Raw genomic sequence first — 26,399 nt, forward strand, 5'->3', positions numbered from 1 at the left:
TCCTTTTTAGTTAGAATTCTTTAAAGCTTCCCAGTTTTTTGCAAAGTAATCCCAGCCTGAGACAACAGTGAAGAACACCGCTACCCACATCGCTAGATCACCAAACGGGAATGATACAAGTTCAAACGGCAGGTTATGCAGTAAAAGTGCTGAAATCGCAATGATTTGCGCCCATGTCTTCACTTTTCCAAGCATATTCGCTGCCACTACTTCACCGCCTCCGGCTAATACAAGCCTTAGACCTGTTACAGCAAATTCACGACTAATGATCACAATCGCCATCCATGCCGGTGTGAGGTTGTATTGAACAAGTATAATTAAAGCAGCTGAAACAAGCAATTTATCTGCAAGCGGATCTAAAAATTTACCAAAGTTCGTCACTAAATTAAGTTTACGTGCGTAGTATCCATCAATCCAGTCAGTTGTTGAAGCGACAATAAACAGGATCGCTCCAACAAGGTGCGTTACTTCGATGCTGACGTCGCCAAAGCGTGCGACACCCCAATCAAACGGTGCAAGCATAATGATCATAAAAACAGGGATCAAGGCGATCCTAGAAAGAGTTATTTTATTCGGTAAGTTAAACATGAAATCCAATCCTCCAATAATGCAATTTTTTATGTATATATAATAGTAGGAACAAAAGAAAAGTCATCTACTTGCTTAAGATGACTTTTCCTTTCCTTTATTCACAATCACAATGTTTTGTGTCATGGTGTTCTTAGGGTCTAATTCGTACTTAAGTGTCTCGTCATTTACCTTGATATCAATTCCAGACGCATTGCCTAGACGGATATCGACCTGAGAAAGATCAGAAAGGTCTGTTTTAAACGATTCGCCATCTTTTAGTTCACCCATCTTCAGCACTTTTCCAGATTCGTCTCTTACGCGCAGCCATGAAGCTTGGGAGGCAGAAATGGTTAACTCCATTTCGTCAGCACCTGATACTTCATACGTTGTCGTCGAGCCTTCTGTATTCGTCGCCTTTAAAGATACAGTTTCATCGTCTTTTGATGAATCATCTTTTTTAGATGATTTTTCTTTATCATCTGACGTAGCTTTTTCTTTTTTCTTTTGATCTTTTGCAAGAGATGAATCCTCAGATACTTCATATTTAGATTCTGATTGCTGAGGGGCCGCCTGATTATTCTTCTGTCCGCTATCATGATTGACCGCCTGCACGATCACATAAATGATGGCGATAACCACAATGATGCCTCCAATAATTAAAATTGTCGGCAATAGCTCGAGCACTTTCGAGGCAGGCTTTGGCAGCTCTCTTTGCGGCTTAATATTCGATAATTTATCAGATACTTCATCATTGTACGTGCTTGGAACATCTTTACGAAACTCTTCGAACAATTGTTCAGGATTCAGTCCAACGGCTTCGGCATATTGTTTAATAAACGCTCTGACGTAAAATTTACCTGGAATAATATCATAGTTTCCTTGTTCGATTGCTAGCAAATAGCGCTTTTGGATCTTGGTAACCGTCTGAAGATCCTCCAGCGACATCCCTTTTTCCTCTCTGGCCTCAACGAGCCGTTTTCCCAATTCAGTCAAAACAAACACCTACCATTACCATATTAAAAATCGAAGCCAGAAAAACCAGAATGATCAAACACTTGTGGTTCTTCAGCGTGTTCATATGTAATCTCTTCGTCTGCGCTATTACGCAATTCAATGATATAGTCGAAATCATCCATTGTATATTCTGAATTTTGAATAAAGATGTCTGGATGCTCGACCACCTTTGTTGCCGGCAGTCTCATAATTTCCCTTAAAAGCTGCAAATGCTTCTCAGAACCTCTTCTTGTCGACACAATTCCATCAATAATAAAGACGTTATCTGGGCTGTATTCATCTGCGATCAGCTGACTTCGGATCGTCTGTTTCAAAAGAGTAGACGATACAAACAGCCATCTCTTGCTTGCACAAACACTTGAAGCCACAATTGATTCTGTTTTTCCGACACGCGGCATACCGCGAATCCCAATCAATTTATGTCCTTCTTTTTTAAAGAGTTCAGCCATAAAATCAACAAGAAGACCGAGCTCGTCTCTTTCAAAACGGAACGTCTTTTTGTCATCCGCATCACGCTGTATGTATCTTCCATGACGAACAGCTAAGCGGTCACGAAGCTTTGGCTGTCTTAATTTCGTTACTTTTATCGTTTCCATTGTATTTAAAATTGATTCAAGCCGCTTAATTTGATCTGTGTGGTCACAGCGTAAAAGCATTCCGCGTCTTGATACATCAACACCATTGATTGTCACAATATTAATTGAAAGCATCCCCATTAGAGAAGAAATGTCTCCTAAAAGTCCGGGACGGTTTACCTGTATCTCATATTCAAAATACCATTCGAGCTTTGCCAAATGATATTACCCCCTTCATTGTGGCAAATTTTTACCTTCCTTTATCATAAAGCATTTTCACATTTTTAGAAAGCACAATGTTGTGAAACGGTTAAAATAAAAAGAGAGGCACAAACGACCTCTCTTTTTGTTTAGTGCGAGCTATTATTTTCAACTAGCTTGACCATCATATTTGCAATGGCACGCTGCTCATCTTCTGATGCAACGCTCCAAAGGTCAGCAAGTACTCTTTCCTGCTCGTTCTTTGCCTCAACTTCGTTAGCTAGATATCCGCCAATTTCATATGCAAGGTTATTGATGGTCTCATCTTCTAAACCTTTATCCTGCGCATGATTTAAGCGATCACCTAAAAAGTTTTTCCAATGGTCCCAGTTCTCAAGTACAGACATGTCGATTCCTCCATTCGAAAAGATGAATTACAGCCATAGCTTTTGTCATGGAGAGACGAATTATACACGTTTTTTAACAGTACCAGCCGCCATTAACAGATAAAATTTGACCTGTGATATAACTTGACTGTTTTGAGGCGAGAAACCAAATGACATCTGCAACTTCCTCAGGCGATGCAAGCCGGCCAAGCGGGATTTCTTCTTCCAGCATTGCGATGTCTTCCTGCGTAAAACTACTCATCATGTCTGTTTTGACAGCGCCTGGTGAGACAGCATTTGCTCTAATTCCACTTGGGGCAAGCTCTTTTGCTAATCCTTTTATAAACGCATTTTGCGCACCTTTGACCATGCTGTACAGCACTTCACACGATGCTCCCGTTTCTCCCCATATCGAGCTGACCGCAATGATATGACCTGCTTTCTTTTGGATCATGGCAGGTAAAAGGGATTGGGTAAGCTCATATGGACTTGTGACATGAAGCTGCACCATACTGGCTAATACATCTTTTTCTGTGTCTGTCACCAATCCGACATGGCTCCTGCCGCTATTTAAAACAAGTATATCTGGACAGAGCGGCAGGCGGCTGACAAGCTCATCTGCTCCGCCCGTTATAGCTAAATCTGCTTGAACGACATGCGTTTGAATGTGATATGCCTCATCCAAATGAGCGGCGAGGCGCATAGCTGCCTGTTCATTTTTATGATAATGAAGCATTAGGTTGCAGCCTTCTTGGGCAAGCTTTTTGGCTGCTGCCTGCCCAATCCCGCCACTGGCACCTGTTATCAGCGCCCAACGACTCATCACATTGATTCCTTCTTTCTATATGGGATACCTATTCTTTTCGTTTAAATGGGAACCAGTTGGCTGATCCGAACAATTTCACCATTACAGGTACGAACAATGGTAGCACAACGAGTGCGTACAATAAAAGTCCTGTGAGGACAAGTGTTGCAATCTGCAAGAGAGACAGCACACCTGATGGAAGCATTGCGGCAAATGTTCCTGCCAGAATAACAGCAGCAGACATAATGACAGATCCCATATTTTTCATTGATTCGGTCATGGCAAACTGGATGTCTTTTGTTTTGTATTCATTGAATCGCTCCATTAAGAAAATCGAATAATCGACTCCGAGCGCCATTAATATGACAAATCCAAAGAATGGTACAGCCCAGTTAATGCCTGGATATCCGAAGAAATGGGTGAAGATAAATTCTGTTATACCGATTGCTGTAAAGTAAGTCAATATGAGTGAACCTACCAAGTACAGCGGCATAACAAGCGAACGGAACAAGATCACCAAAATAAGGAAAATACCGATCATCATGTAAAGCACCGTCTTATTGAAATCTTGATCTGACAGCTGTTTCAGATCAGCGTTCATACTTGATACACCTGAAACGCCAAATGACGCATCTTTTAGGTTTGTTTCAGGAAGTGCCCGCTCAACAGAAGCTTCCACTTGTTTTATTGTCGACAGAGCTTCATTTCCATATGGATTTTTTTCTAAAATGACATCAATTTTTGTCATCTTGCGATCATCTGACATGTATGAATCAAATACTTGCTTGAACGCTTTATTTTTTAAGACGTCTTTTGGAATAAACCAGCCGGCCATGTCTTGATCTGGTGCATTTTTCAGTTCATCTAAGTAGTCACCTGCACCCATTAAGCCGCTCGAAATTTTCTCAAGTCCAGTTACACTTTTGTTCAGGCCATCTGTCAGCTTTGTCAGATCATCCCCAAAGCCGCCAATCTTTTCTTTCATTTGCTTTTGACCATTAATGATGTCGCCCGCTCCATTTGCAAGCTTTGGCATATTATCAGCTAATTGTCCTTGGCCTTTAGACGTTTGATCCAGTCCAGTTTCAACTGCATCTAAGCCAGCAATGAGTTCATCGATTTGACTAGTCAAGACTTTTTGCTGCTCTGAAGCTTTTGCGATAAAGGCATCAGCTGCTTCAAGCTGCTTTCTAGCTTCTTTCGCTTGTTTGGCATAGCTGTCTGCCTGTTTCGCCCCTTCTTGCAAGGTCGCAGAAAGTTCATTGTACGAAGCTTTGATCGCTTGATACGATTGATTTTCTTTTACCTGCGGGATTTGCTTTTCAAGTGTACTAAATTGTGTATTTGCTTGTTTGATTAACGCTTTTACATCTGCTGCGGCAGAGGATGATGTATCCACTTGCGCTAACGCCGCCTTTAGTTCTTTAGAAATGCTTTTATACAGCGAAACTTGCTGATTCACTTGTGCGACTTGAGCCGTTAATTCCTTTTTCGCACCTTTGATTTCATTTTTAATGGCTGCTACACCTTTTTTATTTTGGTCGATGCCGTTTTGCAATTTTCTTAAGGATTTTTCAACATTTTGAATCCCTGTTTGCACAGATTCAGTACCGGAAATCAATTGATTAATCCCTTTTCCTGATGATTTGATTTGCGGCGTTTGATCCTCAATGGATTGACTCATTGTTGTGAGGGCATCCTGAATTTTTTTCAATCCTTCATTGCTTTTATCAAGCCCTGTGTTCAGTTCCTTGGCTTGTGATTTCACGTACAGATCACTCAGCCCTTTACCGACAGGACGGGTAGCACTTCTGACTTTGCTGACGCCATCTGTTTGTTCAATTGCACGGCTGAGTTTTTCGATGGCAATCAGCCCTTCATTGTTGTCTAAAACATCAGCTGATTTCACGACCACTGTTGCCGGAAGTGCTTCACCCGGTCCAAACTTGTCAGAAATGGTATTGAATGCGTTGACCGATTCGTATTTGTTACCAATTTCATCTAAGCTGTTATAAGAAAGGGTTCCTTTATACATCAGAATGGGCGGAAGTGTAATGATTCCTACGATTATTAAGCTGAAAAGCGGTTTCTTAAATGAAAAGCGGCCTGCTGTTTCCCACATTTTTGACTGCGGGTGAGCAATATCGCCTTTAATCGGCCAAAATAACACCTTTCCTAAAACTGCCATAAAGAACGGCACAATCGTGAGAAGAGCCACAATGAGCACCGCAACCCCAACTGCTACAGCAACAGCTGATTTATAAAGCTGGAATTGCGCCAGACCAATACATGTAAAACCGATCAGAACCGCAATTCCGCTGAATAAGACGGTCTTTCCTGCTGTTTTATACGTGATGAGAATCGCCTCAATTTTATCTTTACCGTGTGCGATCTCTTCCTTAAAGCGGCTGAGTAGCAGTATGCAGTAGTCCGTTCCAATTCCAAACAAGATCGCGACCATAAAGATCTGAGTAAAGGTCGAGAGAGGAAAGTCTACATATTTCACTAAATAAGCCACGATCGATTGACTCACCAAGTAAGAGAGTGCGACTGCGACTAACGGAACGAAAGGCGCCACAGCTGATCTAAAAACAAGAACAAGAACGACGAGAATAAACCCAATCGTAATGAATTCTGTTTTCTTCAAGCCTTCCTGCGAGCTTGTGATAACATCATCATCAATTAACGGCTGCCCTGTCATTTCAAATTTCAGGTTTAAGCTTTTCAGCTTTTCATTGACTCTTTCTTTAAAATCGGATGCTTTGATTTTGTTTGAGTCATATGTAACTGGAACAAGAAGTGTCGTTTGATCTTTGGAGAGCATTTGTTTTTTAATATCTTTATTGGCTTCAAAGTAAGAAGTGATGTCCTCTATGTGGAGATCTTGATCCTTTTCTAAAATGTCCATTGCCTTTTTTAAAGAGGTTTCTCTTTCTTTCACAATGTTCTTTTCTTGAAAGACAATGACGATTGATTTTTCTGTATCCCCGTTTTCAGACATTTTCTTTAATAACTGATTGGCATATGAGGACGGATAGCCGTCTGGTACAGAAATTTGCCCCTTTTCTTTTGTTAATTGCGCCATATTAGGAGCGGTGATGAGTAACACTGCCGCTAATACGACCCACAGGATCGTGATCAGCCATCTACCCTTTATGATTGCTCTCATTAGTACTTTGTGCCTCCTCTTCGATGATCACTTGATAGATCTTTTCATATGTTTGAATAAATGATTCCATTTCTTTTTCTTCAAGCTTTTCAAAATAAGATCGAACTAGGTCTTGAAGCTGCTTTTCCATTCGGCTGACTACATCTTTGCCCTCTGGCGTGACATACAGGTGAACATTTCTTCTGTCAGCTTGATCATGTTCACGAAAAATATAGTTTCTCGTAAAAAGACGATTGGTCATAGATGTTACAGCACTTTTGTTTACATTACATACATAAGCCAGGTCCGTTGATGTACACCCCGGATGTAAATTGATGTATCGAAGGGAGTAATATTGATCAAGCGTCAGCTCTTTATCAAGCTTTTCTGTGATCATACTCGATACTTTTTTCTCCATCATGAGATAGACATCTGTATACCTCTGGATGAGCTGGGCAATTTTATTTTGTTCCATACGCTGCTCCTTTTTAGTTTAAGTGTTTAACTATTAAAGAGTTTAACTAACGAACAAAACAATTGTCAATGAATATCCTCGCAAATAAAGCGGCTTTTTCAATAAACATAAAAAAAGACAAACTCTGCCGATATGAGTTTGTCTTTTTACATTTATTTTGTTTTTGGGACGACTTTGAAAACGGACATCCGTTCTTCATCAATTTCTTCATCTAAAATTTGCTGAATATCAGCTAATTGAATTTGTTCCAGCACTGTGACGACATCAAATAAGCTCATTTCTAAGAATGCATATCGAGTAAATTGGTTCGCAATGTATTCTGGAGAATTCATGGCTTTTAAAAAGCTGCCGATTTTTTTCTTGCGGGCAAGCTCAATTTTCTCCTCTGTCATGAGGCTTTTTGCTTGAAGAAGGGTTTCTTTTAATACTTTTGCGAGTTGATTAGGATCATTTGTATCCCCGCCAACTGAAGTGAAGCCAAAGCCGCCTTCTTCTGTATAATCGTAGCTGAATGTTTCATCAATTAAGCCTTTTTCATACATCTGTTCATATTGTAATGAGCTTTTGCCAAACAGCGTCTCTAAAATGAGGTTCATCCCAAGCTCATGCTTTAGCAGTTGATTTCCTTTTTTATGCGGATTTTTTGTTTTCAACCCGAACATACATTTAGAGCCTTGTACGTTCATTGGTAGTTCGTATTCTTTCCGGTATACACCTTCAGGCTCATTGATGTCTTTTCGTTTGATCTCCGGCTGATCTGTAAATGGCTTTTTCGCCTGATTCGCTCTGACTTGATCTAAAATTTGCTTCGGATCAACGGGACCGACAACGAAAAGAAGCATATTGCTCGGGTGATAGAACGTTTCATAACATTCATACAAATGATCTTTTGTAATAGGGGCAATGCTCTCTACTGTTCCAGCAATATCTATTCTCACAGGATGTTCTTGATATAAATTTTCAATCAGACCAAAGAATAAACGCCAGTCCGGATTGTCGTCATACATGTTAATCTCTTGGCCAATAATACCCTTTTCTTTTTCGACTGTTTTTTCAGTAAAATAAGGCTCCTGAACAAAATCAATAAGTGTCTCAAGATTTTGTTCGACATTTGAGGTGCTTGAGAATAAATAAGCCGTTCTCGTAAACGTAGTAAAAGCGTTTGCGGATGCTCCTTGTTTACTAAAGGTATGAAACACGTCTCCATCTTCTTTTTCAAACAGCTTATGCTCTAAGAAATGGGCAATTCCGTCAGGTACTCGAATCATGTCTTCTTTGCCAAGCGGCACAAATTCATTATCAACTGAGCCATATTTTGTTGTAAAGGTCGCATAGGTTTTGTTAAACCCTTGCTTTGGCAGCACATAGACGTCAAGTCCGCTTTCCATTTTTTCGTGATAGACCGTTTCTTGCAGCTGGTCGAATTGAATTGTTTTCACTGTCATGAAGCACCCTCCGTTCCTTTAAGAAAATAGGTCGTATCCCACTCGATTTTCTGACCCACTTTGATGATGTCCTCTTTTGTCACTTGGTCTAATGCTTCCAAAAAGGAATCAAGGGTTTCCCCAGTTGGCACAACGGCATGCTGATACAAATATTCTGCTGTCCCATAAGACGTATCGATCGTTTCAAGCAGTTGGTTTTTGACGACTGCTTTTGTTTGATCAATTGCTTCATCAGAAAAATCACCTTTTTGCATCGCTTCAAATTGTTCTTTGATGATGTCTACTGCCTGCTGGTAGTTGCCGACTTCAATTCCTGACATGACCATCATCAAGCCTTTAAAGCTCTCAAGTCTAGACACAGCGTAGTACGCAAGACTTGCTTTTTCACGAACATTGATGAATAGCTTAGAATGCGAGAAACCGCCGAATATACCATTAAACAAATGCAGCGCCGGATAATCTTTATCTGCAATCGTTGTATGTGTGCGAAAACCGATGTTCAGTTTGCCTTGTTTTACGTCCTCTTCATCAATGACTTCTTTTGGTTCATTTTGAGGTCTTGCTGATTCAGTCTGTTGTTGTTTGACCGGTTCTCTTTCACTTGTTTTAAAGTATTGGGAGACCATTCGGCTGATGTCTTGTTCGTCAACATCTCCTACTACATAAAGATCAAGCTGGTTTGATTGAAGCGCATGCTCATAAGCTTCAAAGAGCGAGTGAGCGGTGATTGCGTCGATGTCTTCCATTTCACCATTGACGTGCAGTGCATATGGTTCACCTTTACACATTTCCTGCACGAGTCTTAAATTCGAATAACGCATTTTATCATCATAGACTGCCTGAATTCGCTGTTTTAACGTGCGTTTTTCTTGATCTACATATAATTGACTAAACACCCCATCTTCAACATACGGGTGGAATAATAGGTCAGATAGTAAGGCAATCCCTTTTTCTAGTAAAGGGGTTTGATCCTTTAGATATTTTTCATTCGCCATTTCTAGACGGAAGGTAATGATGTGATTCTCACCTTTTTTCGCCATGTCTGCCGAAACGGTTGCTCCATAGAGCTCATCAAAATAAGCACGCAATGCACCTGTTTTCGGCATTTTTTCTGTTCCTCTTAACAACACATGCGGGAAAAGAGAACGCATGGTGACGTCATCTTTGGATAACGGTGCAAGCATTTTAAAAAGGATTGTCACGGTTTTAAATTTTTCTGTTTTGACAATATGAGTATGAAGACCAGGTGTGTCCAGTGTCTTCTCTTGTAAGTACGTCATGAGAAACCTCCTTTGTTCATCCTATTTATTATGTATTAGAACATAGCTGATATATACGTGAAACAGCCATTTAATAGACATTATATCAATCAGAGGAAAGGATAGGAAATAAAAACGCCTCTGCTCATAGCAGAGACGCCAGTTGTTATTTCATTCTAAAAGGCCACCAATTCCATTTACCGAAAATACGAACCATGACCGGAATAAAGAGCGGCAATACAACAAAAGCATATAATAAAAGTCCAATGAGTACGACCGTTGCAATTTCAACAAGTGATAATACTCCCGATGGCAACATAGCGGCGAACGTACCTGCCAAAATGGCCACTGCAGAAATAATGACAGAACCCATATTTCTCATCGCTGATATCATCGATGCTTGTACATGCTCTCCCTTCCATTCATTAAAACGATCCATGAGGAAGATGGAATAATCGATCCCGAGTGTCACAAGAATAACAAAGCTGAAAAATGGGACAGCCCAGCTGACACCATCGTAGCCAAAAAATGTTTTAAAGATCCATTCTGTTAACCCGATCGATGTAAAATACGTTAAAATCAGTGAAAGTGTTAAGTATATCGGCATGACGATTGACCGTAATAAAATAATTAAAATTATAAAAATACCAATTAACATGAAGATGACAGTTCGAATAAAGTCACCGTCAGACGTTTCTTTTAAATCCACATTTAAGCTTGAGATACCAGATACACCGTATTTGGCATTTTTGAGTCCACTTACAGGTAAATATTGATCAAGAGTTTCCTCGATTTTTGCGACACCTTTCATCGCTTCATTGCTGTATGGATTCACATTTAGGATGACTTCAAAAGTCGTTAATTTACGATCTGGAGACATATACGTATGAAAGATTTGCTTAAATTCTTGGCGTTTCAGCACTTCTTCTGGAATAAACCAGCCCGTTATTTCTTCATCTGGTGCTTGCTGAAGCTGTTTTAAGTAGCCGTCAGCCTCGGTGAAGCCGCTTTTGACCTGCTCAAGCCCTTCAATACTCTCATCTAATCCATCTGTTAATAATGTAAGTTTGGATGAAAGCTGGCCAAATCCCTTTTTGATGGCTTTTTGGCCGTCTGTCAGCTGATCTGCACCATCTTCAATTTTAGGCATTTCTTTAATCAATTGTTTTTGGCCCTCATTTGTTTGGTCAAGACCGTCATAAATTTGATCAAGCCCATCCATGAGCGCCTGCACTTGGCGTTTTACTTCTTTTTGCTTGCTTGATAAGGTTTGAATCACTTGATCTGCCTGCTTGATCTTTTGCTTAAAGTGAGAGGCTTCCTCTTCATATACACTCATTTGATCCCCTGCTTGATCAAGCATTCCTTTTGTTTCTTTGAATATTTTCTTGATTTCTTTATATTCTTGCATGTCTTTTACTTCTGGAAGACGATTTTCTAGTGCTTCAAATGATAGATTTTCATAAGATTTCTTTACTTTCTTAATGGTTGTCATCAGCTGCTGATTCGATTTCGCATGGCGTTCCAGTGTTTTCACCACTTGCTCTAGCTCTTGAATCATCGTTTCGCTGCTGCGATACTCTTGCTCTAATTCTTTTTTCGCTTCTTTGATTTTACTTCGAATCGTACCGACGCCTTCTTTACTGCGCCTCACCCCATCTTCTAATGAGATAAGGGATTCCCTGACTTCTCCGATACCGCTTTTGATTGCTTTCGTTCCATCAATCAGCTTGTCAATGCCTTGAGCGGATTCTTCAATTTTTGGTTTTTGTTTGAGAAGAGCCAGATTTGTTTCGGTCAAGCCATCAGAAATTTTCCCGATTCCTTCATGTCCTTTGCCAAGTTCTCCTCCCAGCTCTTTCGCTTGAGAGGTGACATAAAGCTGGCTCAGTCCGTCTCCAACAGGGCGAGTGACACTGCGGACTGTTTTGACTTCGTCAATGTCATTTAGCTTACGGGTCAGTTTTTCAATGATCACAATCTTTTTTTGATTATCTAGCTTATTGTCACTTTCGACTAGCACATTCAGCGGCAGCGCTTCACCAAAGCCAAATTGCTCTGATATCTTATTAAATGCAGACACCGACTCATACTTATTCCCAATTTCATTTAAACTGTTATAAGATAGGGTGCCGTCGTACATCAGAATAGGAGGCACTGTAATAAGAGCGACTAAACCTAAGCTGATCAGCGGCCTTTTAAATGAAAAACGCCCAGCCCATTCCCACATTTTACTTTGCGGGTGCCGGATGTTTTCTCTTTTAGATGGCCAGAATAGAGATTTTCCGAAAACAGACATAAAAAAGGGAACGATGGTAACAAGGGCAATCAGCAGAACGCCCACTCCAACGGCAACACTAACGGCTGATTGATACAATTGGAATTTAGCAAATCCAATACTTGAGAAGCCGACTAACACGGCTAAGCCGCTGAAAAATACCGTCTTCCCTGCACATTGATACGTGACGATAATCGACTCTTTGACATCACGGCCTTGACCGATCTCCTCTTTAAAACGGCTTAACAGCAGGATGCAATAATCCGTTCCGATACCGAACATAATGGCTACCATAAAAATCTGAGTAAAATTAGATAGAGGAAATTGTGTATATTCTACAAGAAAAGCCACAATACACCGGCTGACAGCGTAAGAAATGCCTATCGTAATGAGCGGAACAACAGGTGCCAATATCGATCTGAAAACAATAATTAAAATAAAGAAAATAAAAATCATCGTGATAAGTTCAGTTTTCTTCAGACCTTGTTGAGAGCTTTTAATGACATCTGAATCCACAAATTTTTGACCCGTTATTTCATATGAGACATGATAGGGCTTTAAAACTTCCTCAATTTGTTCTTTAATCTTCACAGCTTTTGTTTCGTAGTGGTCGAATTTGAATGGAACAAGAAGTGTACTTTTATCCTTTGATAAAAGTTGTTTTTGAATGTCCGGATCTACATGAAAATATGAAGTAATTCCGTCAATGTGGAGTTCTGGGGCATGTGTCATGAGTGCAGCTAAAGCCTTTTTTAATTCCTGCTCTTTCGCAGGGAACAGATGTTGTTCGGAGAATACAAGCACACCTGTATCTTTTTTCCCGTTCTTATCTGACAGCTTATCCAATAGGTGAAGTGCCTCAGCTGTTGGTGTCCCCTCCGGAACCTTTAATTGCCCTTTTTCTCTTGTTAATTCCTCTAAATTGGGCGCAGTAATAAACAGAATCACAGCTGTTATCATCCACACCACTAATACAATCCATCTTGCTTTAATTATTTGCAACATAGCTGCTTCAAGCTCCTTCTAGTTCATCAATCAATTTGCTGTATTTGAGCGTGTCTGAAGTGCTGACTGCGTCTCCTTCAATTGGCAGGATGACCTATTCAATTGTCCTTACGTGTTGAAGAAACACATCTCCATCATCAGCACGCGAGCTCAATTTCTGCCTAAAGAAAGACAGAAAATGAATGTTTTTGAACACCTCCAATTTGGGATAATTTAAAAGATATTACTATACATTAGTTTAACTATCAAAATTTTACATGTCAATTTATAAAAAAGAAAAAAGATGGCAAAATGCCGTCTTTTTTCTATATTTAAACTGTTTTCAATTGTTCGCTCTCATCCTCTTCATCTGGCTGGATGAAAAAGAGGACCAAAAATAGTGAAATGAGACTGCAAATGGTCGAGAGAATAAAAACAATGGAATCCCCTTTATCCATAAGATAGGCAAAAATCGGAGGCCCTAAAGCAACACCGATAAAACGCATACTGCTATAAAATGACGTAATGGTACCGCACTGTTCTTTTTCAATTCCTTCTGTAATCAGCGCATCAAGTGCAGGCAGCACAATACCGATACCAACACCGCCAATGCTTAAACAGATAAACAATACGTAAAAGCTGTGATTCCACCATAAAAAAATATAAGAAAGAGATAACAAAGCCATACCTGCGATTAAAAAGATTCTCATTTTGCCTTTTTCTTTTCCAATCGTTTTTCCAGCAACGAAGGAACTGATTGATAGAAAAAGGAGCGGAATACTCAGCAGGAACCCTTTTTTGACACCTTTTATTTGATAAGCCGCCTCTAGATTATCGGATAAGTAAAAAAGCACACCAAAAAGAAGAAACATAATAAAACCGCCAATTGCAAAAATGGCATAAAGCCAGCGTCCTTCATGCTTAAAAATGGTCTTTGTTGATTTTAAAAATTCTTTAAATGAAGGCGGGTCCTCCTCTTTTTTTGCCGACTCTACCATGAACAGTACCATGAGAAAGCTGATGGCCGAAAAGAACGGAATGAACCAAAACGGCACATACCAAAACCATGAAGCAAGAAATGCCCCTATAATCGGGCTTAGGACCTTTCCCGCTGTGTTAGAGGTTTCAATGGCGCCAAGTCCTGCACTGACCTCTTCATCATCATGAAACAAATCTCCTATAAACGGCATAACAACAGGTGCCGCTCCAGCTGAACCGACACCTTGAAGGACCCTGCCAAGAAGAATCCACATATACGGTTCTTTCATGATTGTTGAGGCGACTGCTGCCACAGCCCCTCCAAGTCCGGCGATTAAAAGACACGGCAGCAGTACCTTTTTCCGCCCAATCCGGTCTGATAAATAACCGGCGATTGGAATACATAGGATTGCTACAACCGAATATACCGTAATAATGAGAGAGACTTGAAAGGAAGTGATCGAGAGTTTCTTTTCTATCTCTGGCAATACAGGTATTAACATCGAGTTCCCTAGTGTCATGATTAGAGGGACTGATGATAACGCAATGATATTCTTTTTACTGACTGTTTTCTCGCCCAACATCATTCACCCAATTCTATATACTGTTACGTATTAGTGTGGCAAGTTTGACGAGTATTATGTATGGCAAACAAAAAGCAGCCGCCTATGGAAGCGACTGCTTGTTAAAATCGTTTGCGTATGACATGAAAGCTGAATTTATCCGCTCGAAAATAATTGAGGGAGTATAAGACCGGCTGATCATCCTGATCATAGTGCATTTGTTTCAGTAATAATAACGCCGTTTCAGGATCACATTCTAGAATCGGTGAGACCTGATCGTGGTAGCCAATTGGCTCAATGTCCGCAACCGCATATTTAATCCCGCTGTGCGGTTCTCTTCCAAACAGCTCAAAAAGAGACTCTTCTTCATGTGTAAAAGAAGCGGGAAGGTGTTTGACTGGAATTTTATCTAAACAATAAACAACTGGCTGTCCATCTGCCGTTCGAACGCGTTCCATTGAAAAAATCCCATCAGATTCATCACACTGAAAACGAATGACATCATTCTCTGTTGGCTCCCCTTCTTGCGAGGATAAAAAGATGGTACCAGGCGTCATATTGACCTGCTCAATCATTTTCGTGACACTTGTCAGCTGTTCTATGCCTGTCGAAAAAAGTGGTCTTGAGTTGACGAAAGTCCCCACACCATGCCTTCTTATTAAATACTTTTCTTCTTCTAATATACGAAGGGCTTCACGCAGTGTCGCTCTGCTCACACCTAAAAGCTTTGAGAGCTCAAACTCAGAAGGCAGCTTTTCTTTTTCGGCATATACACCTGTTTGAATATCTTCTTTAATACGGTCAATCACTTTCAAATATAAATGGCGATTGTCTGTTTTGGTCGACATGTTTTCCCTCCGTCTAATCAATGCAAATGATAAGATGAGAAATCTCTATTCCGAGATAAGTTGAACATAACTATATCATGTTTTTGCAAATAAATAAATAGTCTGACATCCAGTTAACATAATCATACTATCGTTTACTTCTTTTCAGGAAAGCTCTCTTCAACTTATGAAGAGAGCTCGTCATATTGTTCTTTTGAGAGAAGAACCTCTCTTGGTTTACTTCCTTCATATGGGCCTACAACGCCTCGCTCTTCCATTGCGTCAATGAGACGTGCTGCCCGGGTATAACCAATCCGGAACCTTCTTTGCAGCATAGAGACAGAAGCCGTCTGCATGCCAATGATCAGTTCAACTGCTTCATCATATAGATCATCTTCCACAGCTGCAAGCTGATCCTGCGTTTCTTCGCTTGGAATCATTTCCTCTTGGTATTGGGCTTTTTGCTGTGTGATCACATGATCAACAACATGTTCCACTTCTTCATCTGATAAAAAGGCGCCTTGCACACGAACCGGCTTGTTTGCACCAACAGGTAAAAACAGCATGTCCCCTCTGCCCAGCAGCTTTTCTGCGCCCCCCATATCAAGGATCGTCCGTGAATCTGTTTGGGAGGATACACTAAAGGCAATGCGGGACGGGATGTTGGCTTTAATGACACCAGTAATGACATCAACAGAAGGTCTTTGTGTAGCGATAATCAAATGAATTCCCGCAGCACGAGCCATTTGAGAAAGTCTTGTAATGGAGTCTTCCACATCAGAGGAAGCCACCATCATTAAATCAGCAAGCTCGTCTACAATGACAACAATATAAGGAAGCTCTGGCTGTTTGGCATCTTCTGTTTGATTCATTCGTTTAATGTAATCATTGTATCCTTCAATATTTCTTGTCCCCGTATGAGAAAACAATTCATAGCGGCGTTCCATTTCGCTGACTACTTTTTTAAGTGCTTGAGAAGCTTTCTTAGGGTCTGTTACGACAGGTGCCAAAAGGTGCGGAATGCCGTTATACACATTTAATTCAACCATTTTTGGATCAATCATCATCATTTTCACTTCATGAGGCTTCGCTCTCATGAGAATACTTGTGATAATGCCATTGATACACACACTTTTTCCGCTTCCAGTAGAACCTGCTACAAGTAAATGCGGCATTTTGTTCATTTCAGCAAGCACGGCTTCACCCGAGATATTGCGGCCTAAGCCAATAAGGAGCTTAGCATTTGGACGGTCATTTTGCTTCGATTCTAATACCTCTTTTAATGAAACCATGGCAATTTCTGCATTCGGAACTTCAATCCCGATGGCTGATTTACCAGGAATCGGCGCCTCAATTCGAATGTCCTTTGCTGCAAGGGCGAGGGCTAAATCATCACTTAGATTGACGATTTTGCTGACCTTCACGCCGACATCTGGATATACTTCATATTTGGTCACAGCTGGACCTAAATGAACCTGTGTGACTTTTGCTTTCACACCGAAGCTTTGAAATGTTTTTTCAAGCTTTCTTGCATTTTCATATATATTTTTCTTATCTGTTTGCTGACCTGAATGCTGCGGCTCTGCCAAAATATCAAGTGACGGCAATTCGTAATCTTTGTTTTCAAGTTCTGTAAATGTCATCGGCGGCGCCTCTTTTGGTTCATCAGCTGTATCTAATTGAACTGGTGCACTTTGCACAGACTCTTGAAGAGGCTCTGTCTCTTTTGCCGCCTGCTTTTTTTGAACGGGCGGGGTGAGAATGTCATCCCTGTCTGCAAAGCTTGAAATAATCGGCTGGCTATTCTCAGAAGACGGCGTTTCCTCTTCGATCAAGATCAGATCATCCTCGTCCTGTTCTTGAATGCGTGAACGTTTTTTCTTTTCACCTGTTTTCTGAGAGGACGCGCTCTTTTTCGCCTGCCTGATTCCTTTCATATCTTCAACAAACGCCTTCCACTGCTTCACCATAAATTGTGATACAGGAATCGTCACTTTTTTCACCATTTCCTGCAGGGATCGGTTTGTAATCAGAACAATTCCAATCAGCATTAGAACAATCGCCATGATTTGCGAGCCTGCTTGCGCAAATAAGAAATAAGAAGCAGCAAACAATACAGCTCCGATCATGCCGCCTCCTAAATCAGGTGACCCTGTTTCGCCTTTCATATCCATCAAGAAAAGCTCAAATGTATTTCTAATTACACTTTGAGAGCCAATGACGCCAGCAGATGAAAGATGCTGGAAAAGCTTCACATGTGACAAAAGCAAGATACTCGCAATGATGCAGTAGAGACCTGCTTTTCTTCTTGTCAAAATATCTGGGATTTGTTTTTTCCAGAAAATCGTCACACCAAAAAGAAATAATCCGATAAGGCAGAGAATAAACCATTCACCTGCAAAGAATCGGAATAAATGTACAAAGGTTTGTCCAACAACGCCCAGCTGTAAAATGGCAATGATCGCTATGGCAATACAGACTAACCCATTTAATTCATATTTCAGTTTTAGCTGTTTATTTTGTTTTTTTCTCGTTTTCCGTTTTCTCTTTTTAGCCATACTCATCACCTTACTACGAAAGAAAATATAACCTACCGAAAGATCAGAAAGAAAGCAGCCTGGTTTTGGCTGCATCTTGTTGTAAGTTTTCCCTTTATTATAGCATAGAATCATTCATATGAGTCGGTTTGATTGGTGCCTAAATGTAACTTCAATCGCTTGCCTGGTGCAAGCTCTTGATTGAGAAAATCCATAGGATTGGTGCTCATGACTTGAACGATTTCTGCTTCATCTTCTTTCATTTCAACCATCACTGGCACACCTTGAATGTTTACCTGCTGGAGTTTACGTTCTCCCTGTTCCTCAGCGTAAATGGCTTCATATGGCATAGGCGTATATAAAATCATTGGATCAGCCCCTCGTTTTGAGATGCCCTGTCTCCGATAAGTTCGTTCAACTTTTTAATCGCTTGTCCTACACCGCCGACTTCATTCATAAGTCCGTATTCCGCTGCCTCATGACCAACGACATTTGTTCCGATGTCTCTTGTCAAATTGCCTTTTGAGAACATGAGCTCTTTAAACTTCTCTTCTGTAATGTTGGAGTGGCTTGTGACAAAGTTAATGACTCTTTCCTGCATTTTATCTAAGTATTCAAAGGTTTGCGGAACACCAATGACAAGACCTGTTAATCGCACAGGGTGAATGGTCATTGTGGCTGTTTCGGCAATATACGAATAGTCACACGATACAGCGATCGGGACACCTATAGAGTGGCCGCCGCCAAGCACAATCGAAACAGTTGGTTTCGATAATGAAGCAAGCATTTCTGCAATTGCGAGTCCCGCTTCAACATCTCCCCCTACTGTATTTAAGATGATCAGAAGACCTTCTATTTTCGGGTTTTGTTCAACAGCTACGATTTGTGGAATGACATGTTCGTATTTGGTTGTTTTATTCTGCGGTGGAAGCTGCATATGGCCTTCAATTTGTCCAATAATGGTGAGGCAATGGATATTTGTATCTTGCGGCAGCTGCGGAACGGCTGTTTCACCAAGCTGCTGTATTTTGCTCATAATGCTATCTTTTTCTTCTGGCTTTCGCTCAGGCTGCTGTTCATTCTTTTCGTCCATTTGTCTCCATCCTTTCCTCAAACTCTTCTCCTATTATGAACAAATAGCCCATATTCCATCCGCATTCCTCACGCTACATCAAAAAAGCCCAAAGAGCTTATGCTCCTTGGGCTTAGCGTGTAGACAAATCCTCGCATTCGCCCGCAGTCCTGCGCTTCGGTGCTCACGAATGTCAAATTCGCTCCGCTCCGGTGCTCGTCCTTTCTAGACTGCAAAGGTTTTCTATCACGCTAAAAAGAAGACAAAGTGCTAAAATAAAGTTCATTTTAGCACTTTGTCAATAATCTAAAGCCCAAAGAGCTTATACTCTTTGGGCTTTTCTCATCACACTTCCATAATAATTGGAATGATCATCGGCTTACGTTTTGTTTTTTCATATAGGAATTGATTGAGTACATCGCGCATGGATTGTTTCAATGTTGACCATTCAACAATTGAGTTTTCCGTTTGCTCTTTGACAATCCCTTTGACCATTTCTGTTGCTTTCACAATCAGCTCTTCAGATTCTCTTACATAGACAAATCCTCTTGTGATGATTTCAGGTCCAGAAATTAATTGTTTCTTTTGTTTATCTAGCGTAATGACAACGATCAAGATGCCGTCTTGAGACAACAGGCGTCTATCGCGTAGCACGATGTTTCCGATATCACCAACGCCAAGACCATCGATTAAAATGTTCCCTTGGTGAACTTTTTCACCGATTTTGACGTTCTGTCCTCTAAACTCAACCACATCTCCTTTATCAATCAAGAAAATGTCGCTGCGTTTCATACCTACTTCTTCGGCAATACGAGAATGTGCTTTTTGCATACGATATTCGCCATTCACCGGAATTAAATACTTCGGTTTTAGTAAGTTCAGCATCAGCTTTAACTCTTCTTGGCAGCCATGTCCAGATACATGCACACGTTTTTGTGCAAAAATGACTTGTGCTCCGCTTCTTGTTAGGAAATCCACTGTTTTAGAGTATGTGAGTTCTTGTCCAGGAAGTGGTGTAGATGCAATCACAACAGTGTCATCTTTTTCAATATGAAGCTGTTTGTGATTTTGCTTTGCCATTTTTGTTAAAGCAGCAAGCGGCTCTCCGTGGCTTCCAGCAGTCAGGATGACCACATCGTTTTTCGCCATTTTCTTCACTTCTTGAACGGGTACAAATAATTCTTCGTCTGCTGTCACATAACCAAGCTTGATCGCCAGCTGAAGGGTTGTCATCATATTCTTCCCTGCAACGGCAAGCTTACGGCCATTTTGATTGGTTGCATTAATGATCTGCTGCACGCGGTTAATATTAGATGAAGACACAGCAACAATCACACGATTTTCAGCATTGTACATCGCATTTGAGATTTCGTCTTGGACGAGCGCCTCAGAAGGTGTATAGCCTGGTTTTTCAGCATTTGCACTGTCTGAAAGTAGTGCTAAAACGCCATTGTTTCCAATTTTCGCAATCTCTCCGATGTCACAGGCTTGGTTAAGCGCTGGGGTTTGATCAAATTTAAAATCACCTGTGCATACGATTGAACCAAGAGAGGTTTTGAAGCTGATCCCAACTGAATCAGGGATGCTGTGATTCGTTCTAAAGAATGATACTTTTGTTGTTTCAAAAGTAATGACTGATTTTGCATGTACCTCACGCAAATCAGCTTTTTGATTGAAGCCATACTGCTTTAATTTTTCTCGAAGTAACGCAAGGGTCAGCTTCGTTCCGTAGACTGGTACAGACAATTTGCTCAAGCAATGGAATACGCCTCCGATTGCTTCATCATGTCCGTGGGTAAGAAAAATTGCTTTCACCCGATCAGCACGTTCTGTTAAGTAAGAGATATCAGGAATGACGACGTCAATGCCCAGCATTTCATTTTCTGGATGCATTAAACCTGCATCTACTACATATATGTCCGAATCAATCTCAATGACATATAGGTTTTTTCCGATTTCTCCAACGCCTCCGAGTGCAATAATTCTTACGTTCTCTGTATTTTTCTTTTTCAAAATTCTTATCCTCCTAGTCTCAAGCCCGTCCATCATCGCTTAATGCTATTATAACTGAATCTAATTTTAGAAAACAAGATGAAGTCACATTTTAAGAAAGTGTTTATGTATAAAAAACGGTCATACTCAGGGACATCTGAGAATGACCGCTTACGAAATCTTTTGTTTTGATCAGCTGTTTAAAACGCTGCTTAAATCCAGTCTCTCTTCTTCTGACAAAGGCAAAAGCGGAAGACGAACAGATCCGACGTCTAGTCCTTTCAGCTGAAGAGCTGTTTTGACAGGCGTTGGATTTGGCGCTGAGAAAAGCTGTTTCATGATTGGAAGCAGCTTTTGATGGATCAATGCTGCATTCGCTGTTTGGCCTGAAGCATAGCTTTGCAGCATTTGCTGCATATCCAGCCCTACGATATGAGACGCAACAGAGACAACTCCTTTTGCACCAACAGATACAGCCGGAAGTGTTAAGCTGTCGTCCCCTGAATATACATCGAAATCTTCTGGCGTCTCAGCAATGATTTTTGTCATGGCATCAAGATCGCCGCTTGCTTCTTTGATGGCAACAATGTTAGGTATTTGTGCAAGCTTAATTGTTGTTTCTGGTGCTAATGAAGCGACCGTTCTTCCTGGTACATTGTAAAGCATGACAGGAAGAGATGTAGACTCGGCAATGGCTTTAAAGTGTGCATACATGCCTTCCTGTGATGGCTTGTTGTAATAAGGTACGACAAGCATCACTGCATCAACGCCCGCTTCTTCTGCTTTTTTCGTTAGTTTGATAGACGCATTTGTATTATTACTGCCTGTTCCTGCAATGATTTTACAACGACCATTTGCTAATTTGACCGATTGCTGAAAAAGAGCGACTTTTTCTTCATTCGATAAAGTTGGCGATTCGCCTGTTGTCCCTGCAACGACTAAGGAGTCACTGCCGTTTTTTAATAAATAATCAATGAGAATTGATAGCTTTTGGAAATCGATGTTGCCCTTTTTATCAAAAGGTGTAATCATAGCTGTTGCGATATTTCCGAAATTCATTTTTTTCACCTCATCATGATTCAATCACATTTATCTTGAAAGTTCAAACACTTCATGCAGGGCATTGACGGCCGCTCTCATGTTTTCTTCGTTCACTAACACCCAAATGGTCGTATGACTGTCAGCTGATTGTAAAATCGGAATGTTTTGCTCGGATAGTGCCGATACAATTTTAGATGTGACACCTGGTACACCCATAATGCCTGCGCCAACAGCTGATACTTTCGCACAATTTGTTGTCACAATTGGCGTATAGCCAAGATCTTTTAGGATCGACGTTGCCTTTTCAGTCATTGCACCTGTCACCGTATACACAATTTCACTCGGTGTGATGTTGAAGAAGTCGACACTGATTTGTGCGTTTGCCATTGCTTTGAAGACCTCTGTTTGTACGCTGTACTGACCTTCTTTTGCAGGAACTTTGATTTGCGTCACATCATTGACATGTGCAATACCCGTAATGAGGCGGTCGTACACATCATGGCTCATTTTATCTGAGTAGTGTGATGTAACGAGTGTGCCCTCATCATTAGAGTATGTTGAACGGACCCTCATTGGTACTTTTGCCTGCATCGCAATTTCGACAGCTCTCGGATGAATGACTTTTGCCCCTTGATATGCGAGGTTGCAAATTTCCGTATATGTCACAACTCTTAGCGGTTTTGCATTTTCAACAATACGGGGATCTGCTGTCATAACGCCTTCTACATCTGTAAAAATATCAATAAAGTCTGCCTGCAATGCAGCGCCTAAAGCAGCGGCGGACGTATCACTGCCACCTCGTCCGATTGTTGTCACGTCTCCATTTTTCGCGGCTCCCTGGAATCCAGCAACAACGACAACATCATGTTCAGACAGTGCTGCCTCCAGACGTTCGCACTTCATGTCAATAATTTTCGCACTTGTATGCTCCTTATCTGTTACAAAGCCCGCCTGAGCACCAGTCATCGCTACAGCCTTTAGACCGTTTTCATTCAGCATACTTGAAAACACAACAGCTGAGATATTCTCTCCGCAGGAAACAAGCAAGTCTTTTTCTCGATTTGTCATATGCTGCGCGCTGCCGTAAAGCAGACCAAGCAGCGTATCTGTCGCATAGGGATCGCCTTTTCGTCCCATTGCAGAAACGACGACAACCGACTTATAGCCTTTCTCTTTTGCAGATAAGATATGTGCAAGTGCCCTTTTTCTACCTTGATCATCTTTGACAGATGTACCGCCAAATTTTTGGACAATTATTTTCACTGTTTTCACTCCAAGTTCATTCTGACGTAACAGAAGAGAGCAGGCGAAAGATGCCTAACTCTCTTCTGTTCGTCCTCATCATCCATTGAATGTTAAACTAATTTTAATGCTTTTAAGCTTTCCGCAATTTGAACTGAGTTCCATGCAGCACCTTTAAGCAGGTTATCAGATACAATCCACATATGGAACCCGTTTGGACGGTCCAAATCTTTCCGAATGCGGCCGACAAATACGTCGTTTTTCCCAACAGCATCTGCAGGCATTGGATAAATTTGCTGAGACGGATCATCTTGCAGCGTAATTCCTGGTGCATCTTTTAGAATTGATTTGAGGTCTTCCACTGTTGCATCATTTGATTCTAGTTCGACGTAGACAGATTCTGAATGTCCCGTTTCAATTGGAAGTCTCACGCATGTTGCCGCTACTTCGAGCTCTGGCATATGCATGATTTTTTTCGTTTCGTTGATCATTTTCATTTCTTCGAATGTATAGCCATTGTCTTGGAATTTATCAATTTGCGGAATCGCATTAAATGCAATTTGATAAGGCATAACTTCAGGTGTTACATCTTCTTTATTTAAAATGGCTTGTGATTGGCTGTATAGTTCGTCAATGGCCTCATGTCCCGCACCTGATACTGCTTGATACGTAGAGACAATGACTTTTTTCATTCCATACGCCTGACGAAGCGGTTCTAATGCCGCTACCATTTGAATCGTTGAACAGTTAGGGTTCGCAATGATCCCTTGATGATCATGCAAATCTTTTTCGTTTACCTCTGGTACGACAAGAGGGATGTTTTCGTCCATACGAAAAGCACTAGTGTTGTCAACAACAATCGCACCTCGTTTGACTGCTTCAGGAGCCAGCGCTTTAGAAACATTTCCTCCAGCACTGAATAATGCAATGTTTACTCCTTCAAAGCTTTCAGGTGTTGCTTCCTGAACCGTGTACTCTTGACCTCTGAATGTCACTTTTGTTCCAGCAGAACGTTTTGAGGATAGTAGAGTAAGTGTATCCATTTCAAAATCTCTGTCAGCTAGTGTTTTTAACATTTGTTGACCGACAGCTCCAGTCGCTCCAACTACAGCTACATGCAATCCTCTTCCCATCAGTAAAACTCCTTCCGACCCATCCATGATTCTTTTCTTTCGGATGGCCATCCTATGACTTTTTACATTTTATTTTACCATAGAAAAGCAAGGCTTGAAGCATCTTTTTTGAATCTTTCATGATTTTCTAGTGAATCTATTATTCGTTTGGTCCAATTAAAATCGGCTGAATTTGTCTATGCTGGAGTGCCTCTTCTACTGTTTGAGATAGCAGATCCATGTTTGCGACCATAGAGGTCGGTTTTTTGAATGGATCATCCTGGCCAAACGGAATAAAGAAAATATTCTTTGTCGACATCAGCCTCATCAGATTTGTACCATTTAAGCCTAACGCATCATTTGTTGAGATACCTAAAACGACAGGTCGATGATTTCGAATGGTCGCTTTAGCAGCCATTAAAACAGGACTGTCTGTCATAGCATTTGCAAATTTCGCCATCGAGTTTCCAGTTAAAGGCGCAATGACCATACAATCAAGCGGCAGCTTAGGTCCGAGCGGCTCTGCTTTCACGATTGAGTCAATCGCTTGAAATCCAGTCAGCTTCTCAATCCGCTCGATCCACTCGGCTCCCTCTCCAAATCTCGTATTCGTGCTCTGCACCGTGTACGACACTACTGGACGCACCTCTGCCCCTTCTTTTACAAGCGCTTCGATTTGCGGAAAAACGGCTTCATACGTACAGTGGGAACCTGTTAAACCAAAGCCGATTCTTTTCCCTTTTAATGTTGTCATGATTCCATCCCCCTTTTTTCCTCCGCAAGTTCACATAAAAGCCCGGAAAGCACTTTTGCAATGATTTGTCCTGCTGTCTTAGGTGCAACAATCCCCGGGAGTCCTGGTGCAAGAAGTGCCTTTACTCCGTGCTTTTGTGCAAAGTCAAAGTCTGTTCCGCCCGGGCGGGAGGCGATATCCAAAATGAGTGTCTTTGGTGTCATACTGACGATGACAGATGAATCTAATACAAGACTTGGAATGGTATTGATGATAATATCAACGTCCGTTACTTCTTCTTTTAACCGGTCCATTGAAAATGGATCAAGCCCCATCTCAAAGGCCCTCGCTAAATGTGCCGTGTCTGCCGCCCCTACTTTTACGTCTGCCCCTAGTGCCCGAAATGTGCGGGCAATCGTGAGTCCTGTTCTTCCAAGTCCGAGAACAGCGACATGTGACCCGTGAATCGTATAGTCCGTTTGCTGAATGGCCATCATGATAATCCCTTCAACTGTTGGAATAGAGTTATATATGGCAATATCATCTCGCTCAAACAGCTTCACAAGCTTCCGGTTCACCTGCTTTGCCAGATTGTCTAAGTACGTATTTGAAATACCTGAGTACAAGGTACAATGGGCAGGGGTTCTTTCTAAATATTTGGCTTCCAGCAAGACCTGCTCGTTTGAAAAAACTGTAGCAACAGCGCCTTCATCCGTTGCTCCTGATACTGGCAGGATCATACTGTCTACTTGTTCGAATGGAAGTTCAGACATTTTCAGCTTTTCAGCACCGATAAATCCATGATCCAGCTGATCAAATCCGACCAAAAACACTTTGGCATGCTGCTGTGACAACTTGCGAATAATTTCAAGCTGCCTTGCATCTCCCCCGATCACCGCAACCGTTAAACCGCTCAACATACTGACCGTTCACCTTCTTTATTTAAAAAAGTCTGTAATATTTTCTGAATCTCCCTTTCAGCATATGAGGAGAGGATTCAGCCTGTGAACGAATCAGAGAGAGAAAAGAAAAAGAGCACCCATGTGGGTGCTCTTAGATTGTTGACAAAGGGCTAAAAGGGTTTTCTTTTAGCCCTTTGTCTTCTATTCAGCGTGATAGAAAACCTTTGAAGTCTAGGAAGGACGAGCACCGGAGTGGAGCG

General features: G+C 41.2%; 21 protein-coding genes. All 21 read right to left on the reverse strand.

What is annotated here, in order from left to right; all coding sequences use genetic code 11:
- Nucleotides 1-6: 6 nt before the first annotated feature.
- Entirely contained in the window at nt 7-588 is a 582-nt protein-coding gene (gene pgsA, locus AC3WTB_RS01005; RefSeq protein ID WP_047202208.1) for a CDP-diacylglycerol--glycerol-3-phosphate 3-phosphatidyltransferase, read from the reverse strand.
- A gap of 75 nt (nt 589-663) precedes the next feature.
- Nucleotides 664-1,563, reverse strand: a complete 900-nt coding sequence (locus AC3WTB_RS01010) for a helix-turn-helix domain-containing protein (RefSeq protein WP_059376236.1) — start codon at nt 1,561-1,563, stop codon at nt 664-666.
- Between the two features lie 23 nt (nt 1,564-1,586).
- Nucleotides 1,587-2,378 carry a DUF3388 domain-containing protein gene (locus tag AC3WTB_RS01015; protein WP_003211480.1) on the reverse strand — a complete coding sequence of 264 codons (792 nt, stop codon included), beginning with the start codon at nt 2,376-2,378 and terminating at the stop codon, nt 1,587-1,589.
- Between the two features lie 131 nt (nt 2,379-2,509).
- Complete coding sequence (locus tag AC3WTB_RS01020) at nt 2,510-2,767, reverse strand: DUF3243 domain-containing protein (RefSeq protein ID WP_024424114.1); 258 nt, start codon at nt 2,765-2,767, stop codon at nt 2,510-2,512.
- 73 nt (nt 2,768-2,840) lie between these two features.
- The gene (gene ymfI / locus AC3WTB_RS01025; RefSeq protein WP_039178709.1) at nt 2,841-3,569 is read right to left on the reverse strand and encodes an elongation factor P 5-aminopentanone reductase; all 729 of its coding nucleotides are present in this window, start codon (nt 3,567-3,569) and stop codon (nt 2,841-2,843) included.
- Between the two features lie 31 nt (nt 3,570-3,600).
- Nucleotides 3,601-6,720: an MMPL family transporter gene (locus AC3WTB_RS01030; RefSeq protein ID WP_492333206.1), complete on the reverse strand. Its 3,120-nt coding sequence runs from the start codon at nt 6,718-6,720 to the stop codon at nt 3,601-3,603.
- A complete protein-coding gene (locus AC3WTB_RS01035) occupies nt 6,698-7,174 on the reverse strand; it encodes a MarR family winged helix-turn-helix transcriptional regulator (protein ID WP_039178702.1) in 477 nt (158 codons plus the stop codon). Before AC3WTB_RS01035 ends, AC3WTB_RS01030 begins: the two co-directional genes overlap by 23 nt.
- A gap of 152 nt (nt 7,175-7,326) precedes the next feature.
- Nucleotides 7,327-8,619, reverse strand: a complete 1,293-nt coding sequence (gene yfmH / locus AC3WTB_RS01040) for an EF-P 5-aminopentanol modification-associated protein YfmH (protein ID WP_492333207.1) — start codon at nt 8,617-8,619, stop codon at nt 7,327-7,329.
- Nucleotides 8,616-9,899, reverse strand: a complete 1,284-nt coding sequence (gene yfmF, locus AC3WTB_RS01045) for an EF-P 5-aminopentanol modification-associated protein YfmF (RefSeq protein WP_492333208.1) — start codon at nt 9,897-9,899, stop codon at nt 8,616-8,618. The genes yfmH and yfmF overlap by 4 nt, the downstream gene beginning before the upstream one ends.
- A 145-nt stretch (nt 9,900-10,044) precedes the next feature.
- Nucleotides 10,045-13,161: an MMPL family transporter gene (locus tag AC3WTB_RS01050; RefSeq protein ID WP_492333209.1), complete on the reverse strand. Its 3,117-nt coding sequence runs from the start codon at nt 13,159-13,161 to the stop codon at nt 10,045-10,047.
- 311 nt (nt 13,162-13,472) lie between these two features.
- A complete protein-coding gene (gene bcbE, locus AC3WTB_RS01055) occupies nt 13,473-14,702 on the reverse strand; it encodes a bacillibactin exporter BcbE (protein ID WP_268474532.1) in 1,230 nt (409 codons plus the stop codon).
- 101 nt (nt 14,703-14,803) lie between these two features.
- A complete protein-coding gene (locus AC3WTB_RS01060; protein ID WP_024427014.1) occupies nt 14,804-15,529 on the reverse strand; it encodes a GntR family transcriptional regulator in 726 nt (241 codons plus the stop codon).
- 164 nt (nt 15,530-15,693) lie between these two features.
- On the reverse strand, nt 15,694-18,066 hold the full coding sequence (locus AC3WTB_RS01065; RefSeq protein WP_492333210.1) for an FtsK/SpoIIIE family DNA translocase: 2,373 nt from the start codon (nt 18,064-18,066) through the stop codon (nt 15,694-15,696).
- A 110-nt stretch (nt 18,067-18,176) separates the two neighbouring features.
- Complete coding sequence (locus tag AC3WTB_RS01070; RefSeq protein WP_008344712.1) at nt 18,177-18,413, reverse strand: YlzJ-like family protein; 237 nt, start codon at nt 18,411-18,413, stop codon at nt 18,177-18,179.
- Nucleotides 18,410-19,138, reverse strand: a complete 729-nt coding sequence (locus AC3WTB_RS01075; RefSeq protein WP_024424124.1) for a ClpP family protease — start codon at nt 19,136-19,138, stop codon at nt 18,410-18,412. Before AC3WTB_RS01075 ends, AC3WTB_RS01070 begins: the two co-directional genes overlap by 4 nt.
- Nucleotides 19,139-19,462: 324 nt before the next feature.
- A complete protein-coding gene (rnjB, locus tag AC3WTB_RS01080; RefSeq protein ID WP_012010007.1) occupies nt 19,463-21,130 on the reverse strand; it encodes a ribonuclease J2 in 1,668 nt (555 codons plus the stop codon).
- Nucleotides 21,131-21,301: 171 nt separating this feature from the next.
- Nucleotides 21,302-22,168 carry a 4-hydroxy-tetrahydrodipicolinate synthase gene (dapA, locus tag AC3WTB_RS01085; RefSeq protein ID WP_492333211.1) on the reverse strand — a complete coding sequence of 289 codons (867 nt, stop codon included), beginning with the start codon at nt 22,166-22,168 and terminating at the stop codon, nt 21,302-21,304.
- 30 nt (nt 22,169-22,198) lie between these two features.
- Entirely contained in the window at nt 22,199-23,413 is a 1,215-nt protein-coding gene (gene dapG, locus AC3WTB_RS01090; protein WP_330545098.1) for an aspartate kinase, read from the reverse strand.
- A 92-nt stretch (nt 23,414-23,505) separates the two neighbouring features.
- The gene (gene asd, locus AC3WTB_RS01095) at nt 23,506-24,525 is read right to left on the reverse strand and encodes an aspartate-semialdehyde dehydrogenase (protein WP_024427010.1); all 1,020 of its coding nucleotides are present in this window, start codon (nt 24,523-24,525) and stop codon (nt 23,506-23,508) included.
- 139 nt (nt 24,526-24,664) lie between these two features.
- Entirely contained in the window at nt 24,665-25,258 is a 594-nt protein-coding gene (gene dpaB / locus AC3WTB_RS01100) for a dipicolinate synthase subunit B (protein ID WP_039178677.1), read from the reverse strand.
- The gene (gene dpaA / locus AC3WTB_RS01105) at nt 25,255-26,157 is read right to left on the reverse strand and encodes a dipicolinic acid synthetase subunit A (RefSeq protein WP_039178673.1); all 903 of its coding nucleotides are present in this window, start codon (nt 26,155-26,157) and stop codon (nt 25,255-25,257) included. Before dpaA ends, dpaB begins: the two co-directional genes overlap by 4 nt.
- Nucleotides 26,158-26,399: the final 242 nt, after the last annotated feature.

It is taken from the genome of Bacillus sp. EB106-04-04-XG123 (assembly GCF_058791855.1).